Origin of the sequence: Janthinobacterium sp. (assembly GCF_009923995.1) — a bacterium.
Lineage (GTDB): Bacteria > Pseudomonadota > Gammaproteobacteria > Burkholderiales > Burkholderiaceae_D > Janthinobacterium.
In genome coordinates this window covers 42,151-61,906 of the sequence record NZ_RFSK01000030.1, presented here as the reverse complement: position 1 = coordinate 61,906, position 19,756 = coordinate 42,151, and the positions used below count along the sequence as shown (strand labels likewise).

Here is a 19,756-nt window from a genome sequence, read left to right as displayed (position 1 = left end):
GCTAGGCGCTGCGCTGCCAGAAGCGCAGGCGGTTGCCGAACGGGTCCGCCACTTCCAGGATGCGGCCCCAGTCCTCGTCGCGGATGCCGGGCCGCGCAAACGGGTAATCCTTCGCCTGCAGTTCCGCGTGCAGGGCGGCGATGTCGTCGACGGGGAGCAGCAGCGCCGCGCCGGGCGTGGCGTCGCCGTAGTGCTCACTCAGGTGCAGCACGAGCCCGCCCCGCGTCACCTGCAGGTACAGGGGGGCCGTGGGCGCGAAGCGGTGCTCCCAGTCCAGCGTGAAACCGAGGAAGCCGAGGTAGAACTCGCGCGCCTTGTCTTCGGAAAAGCTGCGCAGGATGGGGATGGCGGGGGACAGTTGCATGGCGGGCCTTTCAGGAAGGTGGCGATAGCGCCATTCTAGCGTCAGGCCGGCGCCTGCCGCTTCACGCGCGCGGCGGGGCTGGTCTGTTCCCAGCGGAACAGCCACATGATGACCAGCTTGGTCGTCGCGCTGACGCAGGCGAGCAGCAGCAGGGGCCAGCCTGTTTTCAGTCCCATGACGCAGGCAAAGAAGATGGTGCTGGCATCCATGGCAAGGATGAACTGGCTCATTTTCAGGGACACGGCGCCCGTCCTGCCCGAGCGCCAGATCAGGCGGATCTGGTGCGCATAGCCCTGCGCCAGCAGCACCGTGACGGCGACGATCAGGCTTTGCGACACCAGCCGCTTTTCATCCGTGAAGGTGGCGCCGAAAGCCATGCCCGCCACGCCCGCGCCCAGCAGCAGCGCGCAGGCCAGCAGCGCATTGCGCGATGTCAAACTGCGGCGGTCGCGGTCGATCTCGACCAGGATGGCCAGCGCGATCAGCGAGGCGATCAAACGGGGCCAGACGATGTAATGGTTGAACGGCGTGATCGAATAGCCGTACACGAAGAAGGCGCAATACGCGAGGAAGCTGACGGTGAACTGGTTGATGGAAAGGATGTCCGTCGTCTTGCCGGCGCCGATGCCTGCATCGCGCTTGCGCCGCCAGATTTTTGCCAGCTGCGACCACAGGCCATACAGGCTGACGACGATGAAGAGGGAATTGAGGCTGCCGGCGACGGCGTAGAGGGAAGGGAGCTGCAAGGTGTCTCCTGGACGTGGCAAGGCGTGGCCGCGCGGATGGCCCGTCTTGTCTATACATTTTATTTGGATAAGATACTCGCATGAAATAAATTGGCAGGCAAGCAATGTTTCGCGCTTGTCCGCCTGCACACCGCTTGCCTGAATGCATGGGGTGGCGCGCTTGCCCCTATAATTACGGCATGACTTTCTTATCACACCGTGCCCGCTCCGTGCTGGGCACCATCGGCAAAATGGCCGTGACCCTGATTCTCCTGTTGACTGCCCTGTGGGGCGCCCTGGCGCTGTGGTACCAGTTGGCGGGGGGCGTGGCCGCGCAAGGCATCGGCGCCCTGCTGTGGGGCGCGCTGGGCGTGGCCAGCGCCGTGCTGTGGTGGATGCGCGGCGACGCGCGCGTGCTGCTGCCGTATGCGGCCGGCTTTCTCCTGTTGTTGCTGTGGTGGAGCCTGATCATGCCGAAACAGCAGCGCGTGTGGGCCGACGACGTGGCGCGCAATGTCACGGGCAGCGTGAAGGGCAGCATCGTCACCCTGGAGAACGTGCGCAACTTCGACTGGCGCAGCGACGACGACTACACGGTCAAGTGGGAACAGCGCAGCTACAACCTCGACGAGCTGCGCACGGTGGACGCGGCCCTGTCGTACTGGACGGGGCCACTGATCGCGCACACCCTGATCTCGTTCGGCTTTGCGGACGGGCGCTTCCTGACGTTTTCCATCGAAATCCGCAAGGAAAAGGGCGAAAGCTTTTCCGCCATCGGCGGCTTCTTCAAGCATTTCGAGATGAGCCTGGTGGCCGCCGACGAGCGCGACATCCTGCGCGTGCGCACGAATGCGCGGGGCGAGGACATGCATCTGTACCGCGTGATGATGCCCAAGGCGGCCATGCGCTCGCTGTTCCTCGCCTACCTGGACGAGGCGGAATCGCTGAAGCGCCAGCCGCAGTTCTACAACACCCTGACGGCCAACTGCACCACCATCGTCTTCGAGATGGTGCGCCGCATCGTGCCGGGCCTGCCCGTCGATTACCGCCTGCTCGTGTCCGGCTACCTGGACCGCTACCTGTACGACGTGAAGGGCCTGGTGCCCGGCCTGGCCTTCCAGCAGCTGCGCGACGGGGGCCACATCACGGCGCGCGCGCGGGCAGCGAATGACGACCCCGACTTCTCGCACGCCATCCGGCGCGGCATGCCGGGCTACGATGAAGCGGGCTACCCGCAGCTGCAAATGCCCAGGCAATGATTTATTGTCGCAACGACGCCCAATCAAACCGTAGCGAGCGGAAGGACGAGGTGGCCGAGAAGCGGAACTGTACGAATAGTACAGTGAGCATCGCAGGCCGCCTGTGCCGACGCGCAGCAGGTTTGGTTGGGTGTTAACGGTCATTGCCTTATACTGTCGCTATTCCGACCGGCCGCCTTTCGCGGCCGGTCTCACTTTACGAATAAAGAAGGCCCGCTATGCCATTTTCCTCCCTGGGTCTGATTCCCGCCCTGGTCCGTGCCGTTGACAAGGCCGGCTATGCCGCGCCGACGGCCATCCAGGCGGCCGCCATTCCCGCCATCCTGCGCGGCAGCGACGTGCTGGGCGCCGCGCAGACGGGCTCGGGCAAGACGGCCGCCTACGCGCTGCCGCTGCTGCAGGCGCTGATGGCGCCCGCCGCCGGCCCGCGCCAGGTGCGCGCGCTGATCCTCGTGCCGACGCGCGAACTGGCGGCGCAGGTGGGGCAGACGGTGCACGCGCTGGCCAAGCCGCTGCCCGTCAAGCTGAAGATTTCCGTGCTGTTCGGCGGCGTGTCGATCAATCCGCAGATGATGGATTTGCGCGGCGGCGCAGATATCGTCGTCGCCACCCCGGGCCGCCTGCTGGACCTGGTGCGCCAGAATGCCGTCAAATTGGGCGGCGTGTCGCTCTTCGTCCTGGATGAAGCGGACCGCCTGCTCGACATGGGCTTCAGCGAAGAAATCAACGCCATCCTGGCGCTGTTGCCGGCGAAACGCCAGAACCTGTTCTTTTCCGCCACCTTCCCCGACAGCGTGCAGGCGCTGGCCGACAGCCTGCTGGCGGACCCCGTGCGCATCGAGGTGGCGTCCGAGCCGCAGGACAAGCCTGACATCGTCCAGCGCGCCATCACGGTGGACGTGCCGCGCCGCACGCAACTGCTGCGCTACCTGATCCTGCAGCACCAGTGGGAGCGCGTGCTGGTCTTCGTCGCCACCAAGTACGCGGCCGAGCACGTGGCCGACAAGCTGCAGCGCGCGGGCCTGCACGTGGGCGCCTTCCATGGCGAATTCAGCCAGGGCACGCGCAGCCAGCTGCTGGCCGACTTCAAGGCGGGCCGCCTGCAGGTGCTGGTGGCCACGGACGTGGCCGCGCGCGGCATCGACATCGCCGGCCTGCCGGCCGTCGTCAACTACGACTTGCCCCGTTCCGCCGTCGATTACACGCACCGCATCGGCCGCACGGGCCGCGCCGGCGAGAGCGGCACGGCGGTCAGCTTCGTGACGGCCGATACGGAAGCGCATTTCCGCCTGATCGAAAACCGCAACGACTTGCGCATCGTGCGCGAAGTGGTGGCCGGCTTCGAGCCGACGGAGCTGCCCACGCCCGTCAACCCCGCCACGGATACGGTGAACGGCGGCGTGAAGGGCGCGCGCAAGAGTAAAAAGGACAAATTGCGCGAAGCGGCGGCCAGGGCGGCCCAGTCTGCCGAGGGCAGCGGCGACAACTAAATCGCCCTTATGTGCGCTGGCCGCTTGAACGGCCAGCCGTCCCGCCGTAAGATTGTGTTTCTATAAAGCAAGGGGACGGTATGCACATGAAGATCATCACGCGCGCGGGCGCCATGGCTTGCGCGCTGGCGCTGGCCGCTTGCGCCGGCCTGGGCGGCAAAGCGGACAAGCCGGACGAGAGCGCCGGCATGCAGATGCCGGGCAAGGCGCCGGCCAATGCCGCCGTGGCCGCCACCTGGTACAACCCGCCCAGCGAATTTCCCGGCATTTGCCTGACCCAGTTCAAGGATGGCAGCCTGCGCTTCGACGGCGGCTTCGCCTTCTTCAATCCGGGCCGCTGGACCTATGATCCCGCCACCGCCGAGCTGAGCCTGCAGCTGGCGCCCACGCCCTCGCTGGAGTTGTCGCATGCGCAGATTGTCCTGCACAAGAATCTGCTGCGCATCGATGGCAAGAAAAACACGCTGGTGTACGGCGTGAAGGCGGACACGGATGCCATCGGCCTGGGCGGCTTTGTGTTCTACCGCGACATGCCGTGTCCGGCTCGCGCATGAGCATGGCGGCGCGGCCCGAGATTAGTGCCGCAAGGGAATAATTAGTCGTATAATTTTAGGCAAAGAAGTTTCAGGCAAATAGGCTGCCGCGCCCGGCTGTGGCGCGCGGCGTTTTCCCTTCCAGGCAAGCTCCGATGCCGCTGCGGCGGCGACAGGATGGTCCGATGGATTTGCACGACGAGCACAGGATGGCCGAGGCCGGGGCGGTTGCCGCCGGCGTCGCCGCGCCGCCCGAGGCGCCCCCGCGCACCTTGCTGCTGGTCGACGACGAGCAGAATATCCTCGCCTCGCTCAAGCGCCTGCTGCGGCGCGATGCCTACCATATTCTCACGGCCGGCAGCGGCCAGGAAGGGCTGGAAGTGCTGGCCAGCCATGCCGTCGACGTGATCGTCTCGGACCAGCGCATGCCCGGCATGCTGGGCGCTGATTTCCTGCGCAAGGCCAAGCTGCTGTACCCGCAGACGATACGCATCATGCTGTCGGGCTACACGGAGCTGCAAGCCGTCACGGACGCCGTCAATGAGGGCGCCATCTTCAAGTTCCTCACCAAGCCGTGGGAAGACCACCAGCTGCGCGAGCATATCGCCGAAGCGTTCCGCCTGAAGGGCATCGACGACGACAACGCGCGCCTGAATGCCCAGCTGCGCGACGCCAACCAGGCCCTGGCGGCGGCAAATGCCGCGATGCAGGTGCTCGTGCGCCAGCAGCAGCACCAGATCAGCCGCGACGAGGTCAGCCTGGGCATCGCCCGCGAACTGCTGCAATTCCTGCCGCTGGCCGTGATCGGACTCGACGAGGATGGCATGATCGCCTTCATCAATGCGGCCGCCGCCGGCCTGTTCGAGCGGGGCGCGGCCCTGCTGGGCAACGAGGCGGCCGTGGTCCTGCCGCAGCTGTTCGATGGCCAGGGCGCGCCCGGCCTGGCCGCCATCGACGGCCAGCCGTACGCGGTGGCGATTCATCCCATGGGCGCGAACTCCCGCTCGCGCGGCAGCCTCGTCACGCTGACGCGCCATGGAGCGCCCACGTGAGCGGCGACGTGCCCGGCGGCCGCGAGATCGCGCTGGAGCAGGCGCAGGAAGGCATGCTGCTGGCGCAGGCGCTCAGCGATGCCGGCGGCGCGGTGCTGCTGGCGCAGGGCGCCACCCTGACGGCGGCCAACCTGGCCGCGCTGCGGCGGCGCGGCGTGGAGCGCTGCTGGATCGTCGCCGGGGAAGAGGACGACCCGGCCGCGCAGGCGCATGCCGAGCAGGAGCGGGCGCGCCGGCTGGAACGCCTGGCCGTGCTGTTCCGCGCCACGCCGCCGGACGGGCCGGGTGCGCAGCTGCTGGCCTTGCTGCAGCGCTACCGGCAGGGAGGCCAGGCATGACGGGGCCCAGCTTTGAACAACTGGTGCGCCAGATCCAGGAATTGCCCGCGCTGCCGGCCGTGGTGCTGGAACTGCTGTCGAGCATAGACCAGGAAGACACGGACGTGCATGTGCTGGCGCAAAAGATCGAGCTGGACCAGGCGCTGGCGGCGAAGACCTTGCGCATCGCCAATTCCTCGTTCTACGGCATGCAGTCCAAGGTCACCAGCATACCGCAAGCCGTTTCCGTGCTGGGCTTTCACAGCATCCGCACCCTCGTCACGGCGTGCGCCCTGACGGGCAGCTTCGCGCCGGTCGGCGGCGGCTTCGATTTTGCCGCCTTCTGGCGCCATTCGCTGGCCACGGCCGTGGCGGCGCGCGTGCTGGCGCCGCAGCTGCAGGTCAATCCGGAAACGGCATTTACGGCCGGCCTGCTGCACGACCTGGGCACCCTCGTGCTGGCCACGCGCTTTCCCGCCGAACACGCGCAGATCCGCGGCTACCGCGCGGCGCACGACTGCCAGATGGCGGCGGCAGAGCAGGCCGTCATCGGCATGGACCATGCGCAGGTGGGCAGCGCCCTGGCCGCCTACTGGAAATTTCCGCTGACCATACAGCAGGCCGTCGCCGATCACCACGCCATCGACCGGCTCGATGGCGGCGGCTTGGCGCTGGTGGTGCACGTGGCCAATGCCATTGCCCACGGGCTGGACCTGTCCGGCCAGGACGACGCCCTCGTGCCGCCCCTGTCGGCCACGGGCTGGGAGCGCTTCGCGTCGGACGACGCGGCCTGGTTCGCGCTGTTCGCACGCATCGAGCGCACCTTCGATGAAATGTCGCGGATCATGCTGGCATGAGCGACGACCTGCACGCGAGCCCGCCCGGCGCCGCCGCGCCGCCGCCCGACGCGATCGCGCTGTCGGCGTTTTTCGACGGCCATCCCGTGGCCACCTTCGCCATCGACACGGACCACGTGGTGACCCACTGGAACAGCGCCTGCGAGCAGCTGCTGGGCTATTCCGCCGCCGACATGGTGGGCACGCGTAACCACTGGAAGGCGTTCTACCGCCAGCCCCGCGCCTGCCTGGCCGACCTGCTGGTGGCCGACGACATCGCGCTGGGCGAAAACGAGCTGTACCAGGGCAAGCTGAAACGCTCCGCCGTCATTCCCGGCGCCTACGAGGCCGAGGATTTCTTCGCGAATATCGGCCTCGACGGCCACTGGCTGCACTTCACGGCCGCGCCCCTGCGCGACCGTCAGGGCCGCCTGGTAGGCGCCATCGAAACCCTGCGCGACGTGACGGAGCGGCACCATGCGGAAAGCGCCCTGCGCAAGGCGCACGCCAACCTGGAACACCTGGTGGCCAGGCGCACGGCCCAGCTGGCCGAGATGAACGAGCGCCTGGCCGACGATATCCGCCAGCGCGAACTGGCCGACACGGAATTGCGCGAACGCAACCTGGCCCTGACGGAACTGAACAACAAGCTGTCGCTGGCCCAGCAAAAGCTGCTGCAGTCGGAAAAGCTCGCCTCCATCGGCCAGCTGGCGGCCGGCGTGGCGCACGAGATCAACAACCCCATCGGCTACGTGTTTTCCAATTTCGGCACCCTGGAAGGCTACCTGGCCGACCTGTTTTCCATGCTCGACGCCTACCAGGAGGCCGAACCCGGCATTGCCGTGCCCGAGGTGGCGCAGCGCCTGCGCGCCCTGCGCGAACAGATCGACCTGGCGTTCCTGCGCACCGACATCCCCCTGCTGATGGACGAGTCGAAGGAGGGCATCGTGCGCGTGCGCCGCATCGTGCAGGACCTGAAGGACTTTTCCCGCACGGACGCGCACCAGGAATGGGTGTGGGCCGACCTGCGCCAGGGCATGGACACGACGCTCAACATCGTGAATAACGAAGTCAAGTACAAGGCGGACGTGGTGCGGCAGTATGGCGACATCCCCGACATCGAATGCCAGCCCTCCGAGCTGAACCAGGTGATCATGAACCTGGTCGTCAATGCGGCCCATGCCATGGGCGAGCAGCGGGGCCGCATCACCCTGCGCACGGGCAGCGACAGCGCGGCGGAGGTGTGGATCGAGGTGGAGGACAACGGCGGCGGCATCGCGCCCGAGCACCTGTCGCGCATCTTCGACCCCTTCTTTACCACCAAGGCCGTCGGCAAGGGCACGGGCCTGGGCCTGTCGCTGGCCTACAGCACGGTGCAGAAGCACCATGGCCGCATCGACGTGCGCAGCACGCCCGGCTGCGGCACCACTTTCCGCATCACCTTGCCCGTGCGCCAGGCGCAGGCCGTCGCCCCATGACTGAACAGGACAACATGAGCACCAGCACCGCGGCCGCGCCGCCCACCATCCTGTGCGTGGATGATGAACCGAATATCCTGTCGGCGCTGCGGCGCCTGTTCCGCCCGCACGGCTACCGCGTGCTGACGGCCGAGAGCGGCGCGGCGGGCCTGACCCTGCTGGAGGCCGAGGCGGTGGACCTGGTCATTTCTGACATGCGCATGCCGCACATGGATGGCGCGCAATTCCTGGCCCAGGTGCGCCAGCGCTGGCCCGCCACCATGCGCCTGCTGCTGACGGGCTACGCGGACATCCAGTCCATCCTCGACGCCATCAACGAGGGCGAGATCTACCGCTACGTGACCAAGCCGTGGGACGAGAACGATATCGTGCTGGTGGTGCGCCATGCGCTGGAACGGCGCGCGCTGGAGCAGGAAAAGCGGCGCCTGGAAGCGCTGACGGCCAGCCAGAACGTGCAGCTGCAGGCGCTCAACGCCAGCCTGGAAGCGAAGGTGGCCACGCGCACGCAGCAGCTGAAGCAGTCGCACGACGAGGTGCAGGCGGCCAACGAGCGCCTGAAGGCCACGTTCGTGACGACGATCAAGGTATTTTCCAACCTGATCGAGATGCGCGGCGGCAAGCTGGCCGGCCATGCGCGGCGGGTGGCGGAGCTGGCGCGCAAGCTGGCGCAGACGCTGGGCCTGGAAGCGCAGGAGACGCGCGACGTGTTCATCGCGGCCCTGCTCAAGGATATCGGCAAACTCAGCCTGAGCGACGAGCTGCTGGAATTGCCCGCCAGCGCCTGGACGGGCGAACAGCTGGCCGCCTTCCGCAAGCATCCGCTGCGCGCCGAGCAGCTGCTGATGGCGCTCGACGAGCTGCGCGCCGTGTCCGTGATCCTGCGCTCGCAGCTGGAGCGCTTCGACGGCGGCGGCTTTCCCGACGGCCTCGTGGGCCTGGCCATTCCGCTGGGGGCGCGCATCCTGGCGCTGGCGTCGGACTACGACGGCCTGCAGATCGGCGCCATGGTGCAGCGCAGCCTGCGCGCCGACGAGGCCCGTACCCTGATCTACGACAGCGTCGGCAAGCGCTACGACCCGGCCGTGGTGGCCGCCTTCCGCGCCGTGATGGACGAGACGGAGCCGCCGCCGCGCGACCTGACGGTGCTGTCGGGCCAGCTGGAGCCGGGCATGGTGCTGTCGCGCGACCTGATCAGCCGCGACGGCCTCATGCTGCTGGCGGCCGAACACGTGCTGACGGCCCGCGTGATCGCCCAGCTGCTCGACTTCGAGGGCAAGAATGGCGGCCGCCTCGGCATCCGCGTGTATGCGCCCGTGAAGGAAGGCTAGGGCGCTGCCCGGGCCGCCGGCGGCGCCACGGGCAGGTGCACGGTAAAGCGCGTGCCGCGGCCCACTTCCGAGGCCACCTCGATGCGCCCGCCGTGCTTGTTGACGATGCCGTACGACAACGACAGGCCCAGGCCCGTGCCGCTGCCCACGGCCTTGGTGGTGAAGAAGGGCTCGAAGATGCGGTGCAGGTGCTCGGGCGCGATGCCGGCGCCCGTGTCGCCGATTTCCACCCACACCCAGCCGTCCGCGTGGCCCGTGCGGATGCTGATCACGCCTTCGCCGCTGATGGCCTGGCCCGCGTTGACGAGCAGGTTCATGAAGACCTGGTTCAGCTGCGAGGCCAGGCAGTTGATTTGCGGCAATTCGCCATACTGCTTCTCGATGCGCGCCTTGTATTTCAGTTCATTGCTGACAATGTTCAGGGTGCTGTCCAGGCCCGCGTGCAGGCTGGCGATCTGCCAGTCCGTCTCGCCCACGTGCGAGAAATCCTTCAGCGCCTGGACGATGTCGCGCACGCGCTTCAAGCCATCCATCGATTCGTTGACGAGGTCGACCATGTCGGCCTGCAGGTAGGCCAGGTCGGCCCGTTCGCGCACGCTGGCCACGCGCGCGGCCAGGGCGGCCGCGTCGGCTGGCTGGCGCATCGCCGCCTCGTACTGGCCGATCACGTCGAACAGGGTGCCCACATAGGCTTGCAGCGAACTCATGTTGGAATTGACGAAGCCGATGGGATTGTTGATTTCATGCGCGATGCCGGCCGCCAGCTGGCCGATGGACGCCATCTTTTCCGCTTGCAGCAGCTGGTCGTGGGCTTCCTGCAGCTTGCTGATCAGTAGTTGCTGCTCCTCGCCGCGCGCCTGCAGCATCGCTTCCATGCGCTTGCGCTCCGTGATGTCCGTCAGCGAGCCGATCACTTCGAACGGCACGCCGTGCTCGTCGCGCACGAGGCGCAGGCTGTCGTGCATCCACAGGTAGCTGCCGTCGCGCACGCGGAAGCGGTATTCATAGGCGCGCGCGCCTTCGACGAAGATCTGCGCCAGGCTGGAAAAGATGCCGGGCGCGTCGTCGGGGTGGATGTGGTCGAACCAGAAGTTGGGGTCGGCCACCATCTCGTCGGGATGGTAGCCCAGCACGTTCAAGGCATTGTTGCTGACGAAGGTCATCTTGAAGTCGCCGCTGGGCACGGTGCAATAGATGATGGACGGGGTGTTGTCGAGCAGGTATTGCAGGCGCCCGGCCGAGGCCGCCGGCGTGCCGCCGTCCGCCACCCTGGCCTCGGAAGAAAAGAAGTCGAAGTCCTCGAACTGCATCGTCACACCTCGCTGCCTGCGCGGCCTCGCCGTGGGCCTGTTGCGATTATGCCTGAAGCGGGGGCGGCTGGCACGCCGCGCGCCGGCTCAGGAGGAGAGCGGCTTGCCGCTCCTGTCCACGATATCCATGCGCCGCCGCAGGCGTTCGGCTTCCTGGGCATCGCCCGCCTGTTCCGCGCGCAGGCGCTGCACGCCCAGCCAGGCCAGCAGGGGACGGCGCCAGCCTTGGTCCGAGGCCGTCGCCACGGCCGTTTCCAGCAGGGCGGGGGTGGCGCGGCCCGAGCGCAGCAGCACGCCGGCCGCCACCAGCTGCGACAGCGGGTCGCTGATGGCGGCCACGGCGCCCGCAGCCGCCGTGTCCTGCGTCGCCGCCGCCGCGGCGCGCTGCGCCTCGGGCAGCAGGGCGATGTCGGCCGCCTGCGCCTTGCCGGCCAGGTAGGCCGCATACGCGCGGTCGGGTGCATCGGCGTCGGCGCGCAGCGCTTCGAAGCCCGGGCAATCGTCGAAGGCCAGGCTGGCCACGCGGGCAGCGCAGCGCAGCAGCTCGACCCTGGCGATCAGGGCGAGCTTGCCGGTGGCGCCCACCTGTTCGCGCGCGCGCTGGAATTCCGTCTGCTCCACCAGGGCGTTGCCGCCCAGGTAGGCGGCCTGGAAACGCTCGATCGAGCCTTGCGCATTCATCTTCCAGTCCGGCACGGGCGGGCCGCTGGAGCAGGCGGCGAGGGCCGCCAGGGCCAGGGCGGACAGGGCGGGATGGATTTTTCTCATGGCAGCTTGATCTCCGGGTTGCGCTTGAATGGCCACTTGCGGTTGATGTCATTGACCAGCTGCTCGACCTTGCGCAGGTTGCTTTCCACGTCGGCGCGCAGCGGACCCAGGTCCGCCGTCGCCGCCTTGGCGTTGGCGCCCACGGCCTGTGCCTCGACCAGCACGGCGTCGACCTTCTTCAGGCTGGCGCGTGTGTCGGCCAGCAGGGCGTTCAGCTGCACGATGGTGGCTTGCGCATCCGTCATGACGCCTTGCTCGCCGAACACGCGCCGGTCCGCATTGCCCACCAGGGCATCCGTGCGGCGCGCCAGCTGGTCGGCCGTGGCCAGCAGGGCGTTGGCCCGCTCGACGAGCAGGCGCGACTGCTTGTCGTCGCCCGTCAGCAAGCCCATGGCGCCGCCCGGACCGCTGAGCTTGCCAGTGACGGCCTGCACGTTGCGCATGGTGCTGTCGAGCGCGGAATCGGTGCCCGTCAGGCTGCCCAGGTTGTTCAGCAAATCTTTCGCGGCCGACAGCAGGCGCGGGATTTCCGCCGCCATGTCGCCCACCAGCAGGTCGCGCGTGGCGTCGTCGGGCAGGGGCGGGTCCGTCAGGATGCCGCTGTAGGCGCGCAGCTTGGCGCCGCCCACGATGCCCCGTTCCAGGGTGAAGATGGAGCTGGTGCGCAGCCAGTGCGCATCCTTCCTCGGCACGTCGACGATGACGCGGGCCTTGCCGTCCGGCGCCAGCTCGATGCGCTGCACGCGGCCGATGGGAAAGCCGGAGAAGGTCAGGTCGGCGCCCACGCCCACGCCGTCCGAATCGTCCGTCGTCAGCACCAGCGTCTGCGTGGCTTCGAAGGCGCCGCGCGCGTACATCAGGTAGACGACGGAGCCGACCACCAGCACGAACATGAAGACGAGCAGGATAGCTGCCTTCAGTTCGGCGTGGCGCACGGGCGGCGGCGCGGGCAGGACGGTTTCCTGCGTGAGACCGGCGGGCGCCGTGACGTCGACCTGGTCGGGAGTGGGTGGCTGGGGCTGGCTCATGGCTTCTGGCTCTCGTATGGGTGGTTCGTGGATCGCTGGCGGTGGCGGGCGCGGGGCATCAGTAGTAATTGCCCATCAGCGATGCCACTTCGATCAGCAGGATGACGGAAAACAGGCGCAGCATCTCGGACAGGCCGTGCGCGGCCCACAGGCGGTTGCGCCGGCTGTGCGGGTCTTCCGGGTAGTACGAGGAGGCGAGGGGGATCAGGGCCACGGCAAAGCTGAAGAAGATGACCTTGAGCATCAGGATCAGGGCCACGGCGGGATTGAAGATCTGTCCCACCACGCGCGTGTAGCCCTGCAGCGCCCACGGGGTAAAACCGTAGATGGTGAGGTAGGCGAGCACCAGCGAGGTGACGCAGCTGACGATGGCCAGCATCCACACGGCGAAGATGCCGGACATGACGCGCGGAAAGTATTCGCGGCGCAGCAGGTCGACGCCCTGGCGCTGCATGGTGTCGAGCACGCCGGAAGAGCGCATTTGCGCAAACGCAATGCCGTCCGGCAAGGTCAGGCGCAGGGCGACGAACAGGGCGGCCGTCAGCGGGATCAGTTCCAGCACCAGCACGCGCACCACCATTTCCAGCGCATAGCGCGACAGGCCGTAGCTTTGCGCGCTGACGACGACAATGCGGATGAGCACCAGGCTGACGAGGGCGCAGGCGACGCTGAACCACACGAGGTTGGGCGCCGTGTTCGTCACCAGCCGGTGCGCCAGGATGGGGCGGTTGGCGCGGTTATAGCTCGACGGCGACAGGGCCAGCGAAAACACGAGGATGGCGAAATGCAGCAGCCGCCACCAGCTGCCCAGCCAGGCCATGGTGGCCCGGTGCAGGCGGCGCAGGCTGATGATGAGGGAAACGGATGGGGTCATCATGGCATCTTAACATTGGATGCGCTGCGGACAAGCGATTGTCCAGCCGTGCGCAGGCCCGCTAGGGGGCGGCCACGCCGGCGATGATGGCGTCGGCCGCGGCGCGCACCCTGGCCGAGCGGTTCAGGTCCGCGTGCATGACCAGCCACACGTCGTAGCTTTCCGCCCGCTCGGGCCAGATGCGCACGAGCTGCGGGTCGATGTCGCCCAGGTGGGTGGCCAGCTCGGCCACGCCCAGGCCCGCCCGCGTGGCTTCCTGCAGCATCATGGCCGAGTTCACTTCCATGGCCACCCTGGCGTTGGCGACGGGTTCGCCGGCGATCTTGTCTCCATGGCGCGGCGTCACGGACTGGTGGTAGATGACGATGTCGTGCCCGGCCAGGGCCGTGCCGCGCACGGGTTCGCCCCGTTCGGCCAGATAGCTTTTTGAGGCATACAGGCCCAGGCTGCGCTTGACGAGGTGGCGCGAGATCAGGTCCGGGTCGGTGGGCCGCACGCCGCGCACGGCCAGGTCCGCTTCGCGCCGCGTCAGGCTGGCCAGCGCGGGCGCCACGTTGAGTACGATGCGGATGTCCGGGTGGGCCGCATGCAGCCGCTGCATGGCGCGGATGACGAAATGGCTGGCCATGGTGTCCGTGGTGGCCACGCGCACCAGGCCGCTTAAACGGTTGTCGACGCCCTGCATCTCGCGCTGCAGCTTGTCGGCGGCCCGCTCCATCGCTTCGGCGGCGCTCAAGGCCAGTTCGCCGGCCGGCGTGGGCACGTAGCCCGATGGCGTGCGCAGGAACAGGGTGGCGCCCAGCGCGCTTTCCAGCGCGGCCAGGCGGCGCCCGCAGGTGGCCTGGTCGATGCACAGCAGGGCCGCCGCGCCGCGCAGGGTGCCGGCGCGGCCGATGGCGAGAAAGATGCGCGCGTTATCCCAGTCCATGCTCCCGTCCTCTTTTTGTTGATGCATTTTTGCATCGGTGTGCCGATTTTATGCCTGTTTACTGCATTCTTCAAGCTTCCTACAATGACTGCCCCCGCTGCCTTTGCAAGGAAACCATCATGTCTGTCCCTCCCCCACGCCGCAGCAACGGCCTGATCCTGCTGACCCTGGCCTTCGGCTTCGTCATGGCCATGCTCGACGTCACGGCCGTCAACGTGGCGCTGTCCGATATCGCGCTCGACCTGGCCATCCCCCTCACCGGCCTCGTGTGGGTGGTCGACGGCTATACCCTGACGTTTGCCGCGCTGCTGCTGGCCGGCGGCGCGCTGGCCGACCGCTACGGGCCGAAAACCGTGTACCAGGGCGGCCTGGGCATCTTCCTGCTCGGTTCGGTCCTGTGCGGCGCCGCGCCCGACGGGCATTTCCTCACGGCCGCGCGCCTGCTGCAAGGGGCGGGCGCGGCCCTGTTCATGCCCAGTTCGCTCAGCCTGCTGACGCACAGTTTCGACGATGACAAGGTGCGCACGCGCATGCTGGGCGCCTGGTCGGCCCTGGTGGGCGTGGCGGGCGCGTCCGGTCCTTTGATCGGCGGCATCCTCGTGCACCAGTTCGGCTGGCGCAGCGTCTTCTGGGTGAATGTGCCGCTGGGCCTGCTGGCCATCGTCATGGCGCAGCTGCTGCTGGCGGCACCGGCGCGCCAGCCGCGCGCGCTGTCGCTGCTCAGCCATGCGCTCGGCGTGCTGGCGCTGGCAGGCCTCAGTTTCGTGCTCATCGAAGGACCCGTGCTGGGCTGGCTGTCGCCGGGCGTGCTGGCGGCGGGGACGCTGACGGCGGCGTCGGCCTTGCTGTTGCTGCGGCGCGAGCGCCGTGGCAGCCATCCGCTGCTGCCGCGCGCCCTGTTTGACAGCAGCAGCTTCGGCGCGGCCAATGGCGTCGGTTTCCTGATCAATTTCTGCGTCTTCGGCCAGCTGTTTTTGCTCAGCCTGTTCCTGCAGCAAGCGGGCGGCGCCGATGCCCTGCAGTCGGGCTTGCGCCTGCTGCCCATGATGGCGGCCTATACGGTGGGGAATTTTATGGCGGGAAGTATTGCGGCGCGTCATGGCACGCGCCGGCCCATGCTGCTAGGCTTGCTGGTGGGTGCCGGCATGGCCTTGCTGTTGATGGCCTTGCGTCCCGCCACGCCCTACGTCTTGCTGGCGCTGGGCACGGCCGTCATGAACGTGGCCATCGGCATCGCCATTCCCGCCATGACGGCCACCGTGATGCGGGTGGCCGGCAAGCAGCATGCGAACAGCGCGGCGGCGGCCCTGAATGCGAACCGGCAAATCGGCGCGCTGGTGGGCGTGGCCCTGATGGGCAGCATCCTGCACATGGTGCAAGACTGGTCGCTGCGCCTGCCGCTGGCCTACGCGACGATCGCCGCCGCGTATGCGCTGGCCGCCAGCCTCGTCTACCGCCACGTGCGGGTGCCGACGGCGGCCGCCGTCTGACGGATTATTGCTGGTGCTTGCTGCGCCATTCGACCAGTTCCTCGATGGTCAAAATGGGCATGCCGTGCAGTTCGGCGAAGCGCTCGATATCGTCGCCGCGCATCATGGTGCCGTCCGGATTCATCAGCTCGCACAGCACGGCGGCCGGGTTCAGGCCCGCCAGGCGCGACAGGTCGACGGAACCTTCCGTGTGGCCACGGCGCTCGAGCACGCCGCCGGGCGCGGCGCGCAGGGGGAAGACGTGGCCGGGACGCACCAGGTCGGACGGCTTGGCATCCTTGGCGATGGCGGCGCGAATGGTGGTGACGCGGTCGGCGGCCGACACGCCCGTCGTGACGCCCTCGCGCGCCTCGATGGAGACGGTAAACGGCGTGCCGTAGCGGCTGCCGTTGTCGGACGACATGGGCGGCAACTCCAGGGCGCTGACGACGTCAGTCGGCAGGCACAGGCAGACGATGCCGCTGCATTCGCGGATCAACAGGGCCATGGTTTCGTTGGTGAGTTTCTCGGCAGACAGGATCAGGTCGGCTTCGTTTTCACGGTCGAAATCGTCGAGCAGGATGACGGGCACGCCGGCGCGCATGGCGGCCAGGGCGGACTGGATGCGACCTTCGAGGTCGTTGGAAAGCAGGGTATAGCTGTTGACTAACATGGTGGAACGCTCCTCGCATCAGCGAAAAACGCAACAGGGCAAGCGAATAGACGCAACTGACCGCATCGCCGTGGCGATGGGACATCACACTACTGCACATCTTCTTTCATCCGGACTATACCGTCGGCTCTGGAGTCACACCAGATCTGCTGACCTCACCAGGCGGTGCCTGGCAAGCGCTCGCGGGCTTGACCGTTGCCGGTCTTACCGCCGGTGGGGAATCGCACCCCGCCCCGAAGACGTATTGTTGTGCCGGTCACATGACCGGCGGCAATACTTTAGCACAGATGAAAAAAACCGGCAGGGCAGGGATGCGTTTGTTATTCGGCAAAGTTGCCTGGGAAAAGCAGTTTTCCCTAAGCTATTTTTAATGGCGGAAAGAGGAATTCGGTGTAAGGTATGCTTACTGAATCTTACCGTTGAGAATACATGAAGCTGAGTAAATTACGCCTGATCTCGGGCGCCGTCCTGCTGGCCTGCGCCTGCATGGCCCAGGCGGAAATCCGTTTGAGCGATCCCCTGCCTGTGGCACCGGAAGTTACCGTTGGAAAACTGCCGAACGGCTTGACCTACTACATCAAGAAAAATGCCCGTCCCGCGCAGAAAGTGGAGCTGCGCCTGGTCGTGAAGGCTGGCTCCATCCTCGAAGATGACGACCAGCAAGGCTTGGCGCATTTCACGGAACACATGGCCTTCAACGGCTCGACGCATTTCAAGCGCAATGAACTGATTTCCTATCTGCAATCGATCGGCGTGAAATTCGGCGCCGACCTGAACGCCTACACGAGTTTCGATGAAACCGTGTATGTCTTGCCGATTCCGACGAACAGGAAGGAAAACCTGGAAAAGGGTTTCCTCGTGCTGGAAGACTGGGCGCACGGCTTGAAATTCAATCCGGCCGACATCAACAGCGAGCGCGGCATCGTGCTGGAAGAGGCACGCCTGGGCAAGGGCGCCAGCGACCGCATGAACAAGGTGCTGTACCCGAAGCTGCTGAATGGTTCGCGCTACGCGGAACGCATGCCGATCGGCAAGGAATCCATCCTGAAGACCTTCAAGCCGGAAGCCATCAAGCGTTTCTACAAGGATTGGTACCGTCCCGACCTGATGGCCGTGATGGTGGTGGGCGACGTGGAGCCGAAGCAGGCCGAAAAGCTGATCCAGCAGCATTTCGGCAAGCTGAAGAACCCCGCCAAGCCGCGTCCCCGCCTGTATGCGGAAGTGCCCCAGCGTTCGCAGACGGAAGCGCTGGTCATCACGGACAAGGAAGCGCCGGACGATACCGTCTTCATCCGCTACCCCATCCGTCCGGCGCAGGAGCCCGTCACGATTGCCGACTACCGCCGCCAGATGATCGAAAACCTGTACGGCCAGATGCTCAGCGCGCGCATGCAGGAATTGTCGCAGCAGGCCAACCCGCCGTTCATCCAGGGCGGCAGCAGCATGGGCAAGCTGGTGCGCGGCTATGAATCGTTCAGCGCGTATGCCTTGCTGGGCAAGGGCGGCGTGCAGCCGGCCGTCGATGCGCTGGTGCAGGAAGACGAGCGGGCGCGCCGCTTCGGTTTCAGCCAGGATGAGCTGGACCGCGCGCGCAAGAACATGCTGCGCAACTACGAGCGCGCGTACAGCGAGCGCGACAAGTCCGATTCGGCCGGTTTCGTCGCCGAATATTCGCGCAACTTCCTCGAGCAGGAAGCCATCCCCGGCATCGCCAACGAGCTGCTGTATGCACAGGAGCTCTTGCCACAGGTAACGCTGCAGGAAATCAACGAGACGGTGGCCAAGGTCATTCCCGACCAGCAAAAGAAACTCGTCGTCTTCATGGGTGCCGAAGCGAAGGCGGGCGATGCCGCCCCGACGGTGCCGACGCAGCAGCAATTGCTCGATGCCGTGGCGCAAGCGGAGCGGCAGAAGGTCGAGCCGCGCACGGAAAAAGTGCTTGCCAGCAAGCTGATGGACGGCCCGCCGGCGGGCGGCAGCATCGTCGCGGAAAAGCGCAACAGCGCCATCGGCGTGACGGAACTGACCCTGGGCAATGGCGTGCGCGTACTGCTCAAGCCGACGGATTTCAAGAATGACCAGGTGCTGATGGGCTCGACCCGCTTCGGCGGCCAGTCGCTGTTTGGCGACGCGGACATCTATAACGCCCGCTATGCCAGCGCCATCGTCGGCAGCATGGGCCTGAAGGACCTGGCGCCGCTGGACTTGCAAAAAGTCATGGCCGGCAAGACCGTCAACGTGGGCGCCTCGCTGGGCGAACTGAGCGAAGGCTTCGGCGGCTCCTCGAGCAGCGCCGACGTGGAAGCCATGCTGCAGCTGGTGTATCTGTATTTCCACGACGTGCGCAAGGATGCGGGCCTGTACCAGTCCTTCATCGGCAAGCAGCAGGACCTGGCGAAAAACAGCATGGCGCAGCCGGAAGCCGTGTTCTACGACGCCATCCAGCACGCCACGTTTGGCGACAACCCCCGCGTCGACGGCGTGCCCCGCGTGGCCGACTTCGACAAGGTGGGCCTGGACCGCTCGCTGGACATCTTCCGCCAGCGCTTTTCCAGCGCGCGCGACATGACCTTCATCTTCACGGGCAGTTTCGATCTCGACAAGATCAAGCCCCTGATCGCCAGCTACCTGGGCACCTTGCCCGTGGCCGACGTGGCGCATGCCTACCGCGACGTGGGCATGCGCCCCGTGAGCGGGGTGGTGAAGAAGGACATCTACATGGGCAGCGAGCCGAAAAGCACGATTTCCATCACCTTCAATGGCGACGCGGCCTACTCGGACGAGCAGAAGCTGACCCTGCAGGCGCTGGGCGAGGTGCTGAACCTGAAAGTCATCGAAGTGCTGCGCGAGAAGATGAGCATGATCTACGGCGGCGGCTTCGAGACGGCCATGGGCCAGCACCCTTACGGCCATTACTCCGTGGCCCTGACCTTGCCGACGGGGCCGGAAAACGTGGACAAGGTGATCGCCGCCGCGTTTGCCGAAATCAACAAGATGAAGACGGACGGGCCTTCGGCGGCCGACCTGGAGAAGGTCAAGCTGAACTGGATCACGCGCCAGCAGAAATCCTTGCGGGAAAACAATTACTGGATGAGCCAGCTGATGGGTTCCGTGACGCAGGGACGCGACCCCGCGCAAATCCTGCGCTTCGAGCAGCGCGTGCGGGCCATCACGCCGCAAGCCGTCCGGCAGGCGGCGCAGCGCTACCTGAACATGGACAATTATGTGCAGGTGGTGCTGTATCCGGAACGTAAAAATGTTGCGGTAAAGTAATCCTTGTTGTGGACATGCGGGGCGGCAGGGCGACGAAGCTGTTAAACTGCC

General features: G+C 66.6%; 18 protein-coding genes and 1 riboswitch. Of the genes, 10 read left to right on the top strand and 8 right to left on the bottom strand.

What is annotated here, in order from left to right; all coding sequences use genetic code 11:
- Position 1 precedes the first annotated feature (1 nt).
- Both EBS11_RS16010 and EBS11_RS16005 read right to left on the bottom strand, forming a co-directional pair.
- Positions 2–364: a glyoxalase superfamily protein gene (locus EBS11_RS16010; protein ID WP_290604311.1), complete on the bottom strand. Its 363-nt coding sequence runs from the start codon at positions 362–364 to the stop codon at positions 2–4.
- 41 nt (positions 365–405) lie between these two features.
- The gene (locus EBS11_RS16005) at positions 406–1,110 is read right to left on the bottom strand and encodes a hypothetical protein (protein ID WP_290604309.1); all 705 of its coding nucleotides are present in this window, start codon (positions 1,108–1,110) and stop codon (positions 406–408) included.
- 179 nt (positions 1,111–1,289) lie between these two features.
- Between EBS11_RS16005 and EBS11_RS16000 the strand changes: the two genes are divergently transcribed.
- From EBS11_RS16000 to EBS11_RS15965, 8 genes are all read left to right on the top strand, one after another.
- Positions 1,290–2,348 (top strand): DUF4105 domain-containing protein, encoded by a 1,059-nt coding sequence (locus tag EBS11_RS16000; RefSeq protein ID WP_290604308.1) that lies wholly within the window; start codon positions 1,290–1,292, stop codon positions 2,346–2,348.
- A 218-nt stretch (positions 2,349–2,566) separates the two neighbouring features.
- On the top strand, positions 2,567–3,838 hold the full coding sequence (locus EBS11_RS15995; protein WP_290604306.1) for a DEAD/DEAH box helicase: 1,272 nt from the start codon (positions 2,567–2,569) through the stop codon (positions 3,836–3,838).
- Between the two features lie 80 nt (positions 3,839–3,918).
- Positions 3,919–4,392, top strand: a complete 474-nt coding sequence (locus tag EBS11_RS15990; RefSeq protein ID WP_290604304.1) for a hypothetical protein — start codon at positions 3,919–3,921, stop codon at positions 4,390–4,392.
- Positions 4,393–4,556: 164 nt separating this feature from the next.
- Positions 4,557–5,423, top strand: coding sequence for a response regulator (locus tag EBS11_RS15985; protein ID WP_290604302.1), 867 nt, complete (start codon positions 4,557–4,559; stop codon positions 5,421–5,423).
- The gene (locus EBS11_RS15980; RefSeq protein WP_290604300.1) at positions 5,420–5,761 is read left to right on the top strand and encodes a hypothetical protein; all 342 of its coding nucleotides are present in this window, start codon (positions 5,420–5,422) and stop codon (positions 5,759–5,761) included. The genes EBS11_RS15985 and EBS11_RS15980 overlap by 4 nt, the downstream gene beginning before the upstream one ends.
- Complete coding sequence (locus EBS11_RS15975; RefSeq protein WP_290604298.1) at positions 5,758–6,597, top strand: HDOD domain-containing protein; 840 nt, start codon at positions 5,758–5,760, stop codon at positions 6,595–6,597. Before EBS11_RS15980 ends, EBS11_RS15975 begins: the two co-directional genes overlap by 4 nt.
- Complete coding sequence (locus EBS11_RS15970) at positions 6,594–8,054, top strand: ATP-binding protein (RefSeq protein ID WP_290604296.1); 1,461 nt, start codon at positions 6,594–6,596, stop codon at positions 8,052–8,054. The genes EBS11_RS15975 and EBS11_RS15970 overlap by 4 nt, the downstream gene beginning before the upstream one ends.
- 14 nt (positions 8,055–8,068) lie before the next feature.
- Entirely contained in the window at positions 8,069–9,382 is a 1,314-nt protein-coding gene (locus EBS11_RS15965) for an HD domain-containing phosphohydrolase (RefSeq protein ID WP_290604294.1), read from the top strand.
- Here EBS11_RS15965 and EBS11_RS15960 read toward each other — a convergent pair.
- The 5 genes from EBS11_RS15960 to EBS11_RS15940 all read right to left on the bottom strand — a co-directional run bounded on the left by EBS11_RS15960 (position 9,379) and on the right by EBS11_RS15940 (position 14,290).
- Positions 9,379–10,692: an ATP-binding protein gene (locus tag EBS11_RS15960; RefSeq protein ID WP_290604292.1), complete on the bottom strand. Its 1,314-nt coding sequence runs from the start codon at positions 10,690–10,692 to the stop codon at positions 9,379–9,381. The two genes, EBS11_RS15965 and EBS11_RS15960, sit on opposite strands and share 4 nt — an antisense overlap.
- 87 nt (positions 10,693–10,779) lie before the next feature.
- The gene (locus EBS11_RS15955) at positions 10,780–11,460 is read right to left on the bottom strand and encodes a hypothetical protein (RefSeq protein ID WP_290604291.1); all 681 of its coding nucleotides are present in this window, start codon (positions 11,458–11,460) and stop codon (positions 10,780–10,782) included.
- Positions 11,457–12,488, bottom strand: a complete 1,032-nt coding sequence (locus EBS11_RS15950) for an MlaD family protein (protein WP_290604289.1) — start codon at positions 12,486–12,488, stop codon at positions 11,457–11,459. The genes EBS11_RS15955 and EBS11_RS15950 overlap by 4 nt, the downstream gene beginning before the upstream one ends.
- Before the next feature lie 58 nt (positions 12,489–12,546).
- The gene (locus EBS11_RS15945; RefSeq protein WP_290604287.1) at positions 12,547–13,365 is read right to left on the bottom strand and encodes an ABC transporter permease; all 819 of its coding nucleotides are present in this window, start codon (positions 13,363–13,365) and stop codon (positions 12,547–12,549) included.
- A 58-nt stretch (positions 13,366–13,423) separates the two neighbouring features.
- The gene (locus EBS11_RS15940) at positions 13,424–14,290 is read right to left on the bottom strand and encodes a LysR family transcriptional regulator (protein ID WP_290604285.1); all 867 of its coding nucleotides are present in this window, start codon (positions 14,288–14,290) and stop codon (positions 13,424–13,426) included.
- 119 nt (positions 14,291–14,409) lie between these two features.
- Between EBS11_RS15940 and EBS11_RS15935 the strand changes: the two genes are divergently transcribed.
- A complete protein-coding gene (locus EBS11_RS15935; protein ID WP_290604283.1) occupies positions 14,410–15,780 on the top strand; it encodes an MFS transporter in 1,371 nt (456 codons plus the stop codon).
- 4 nt (positions 15,781–15,784) lie between these two features.
- On the opposite strand, the gene ribB is transcribed toward EBS11_RS15935, so the two are convergent.
- Positions 15,785–16,432, bottom strand: a complete 648-nt coding sequence (ribB, locus tag EBS11_RS15930; RefSeq protein WP_290604281.1) for a 3,4-dihydroxy-2-butanone-4-phosphate synthase — start codon at positions 16,430–16,432, stop codon at positions 15,785–15,787.
- A 94-nt stretch (positions 16,433–16,526) separates the two neighbouring features.
- Positions 16,527–16,677: riboswitch (FMN riboswitch) on the bottom strand.
- Between the two features lie 184 nt (positions 16,678–16,861).
- On the opposite strand from ribB, the gene EBS11_RS15925 reads away from it, so the two are divergent.
- Positions 16,862–19,705 carry an insulinase family protein gene (locus tag EBS11_RS15925; RefSeq protein ID WP_290604279.1) on the top strand — a complete coding sequence of 948 codons (2,844 nt, stop codon included), beginning with the start codon at positions 16,862–16,864 and terminating at the stop codon, positions 19,703–19,705.
- The last annotated feature ends 51 nt before the right edge of the window (positions 19,706–19,756 follow it).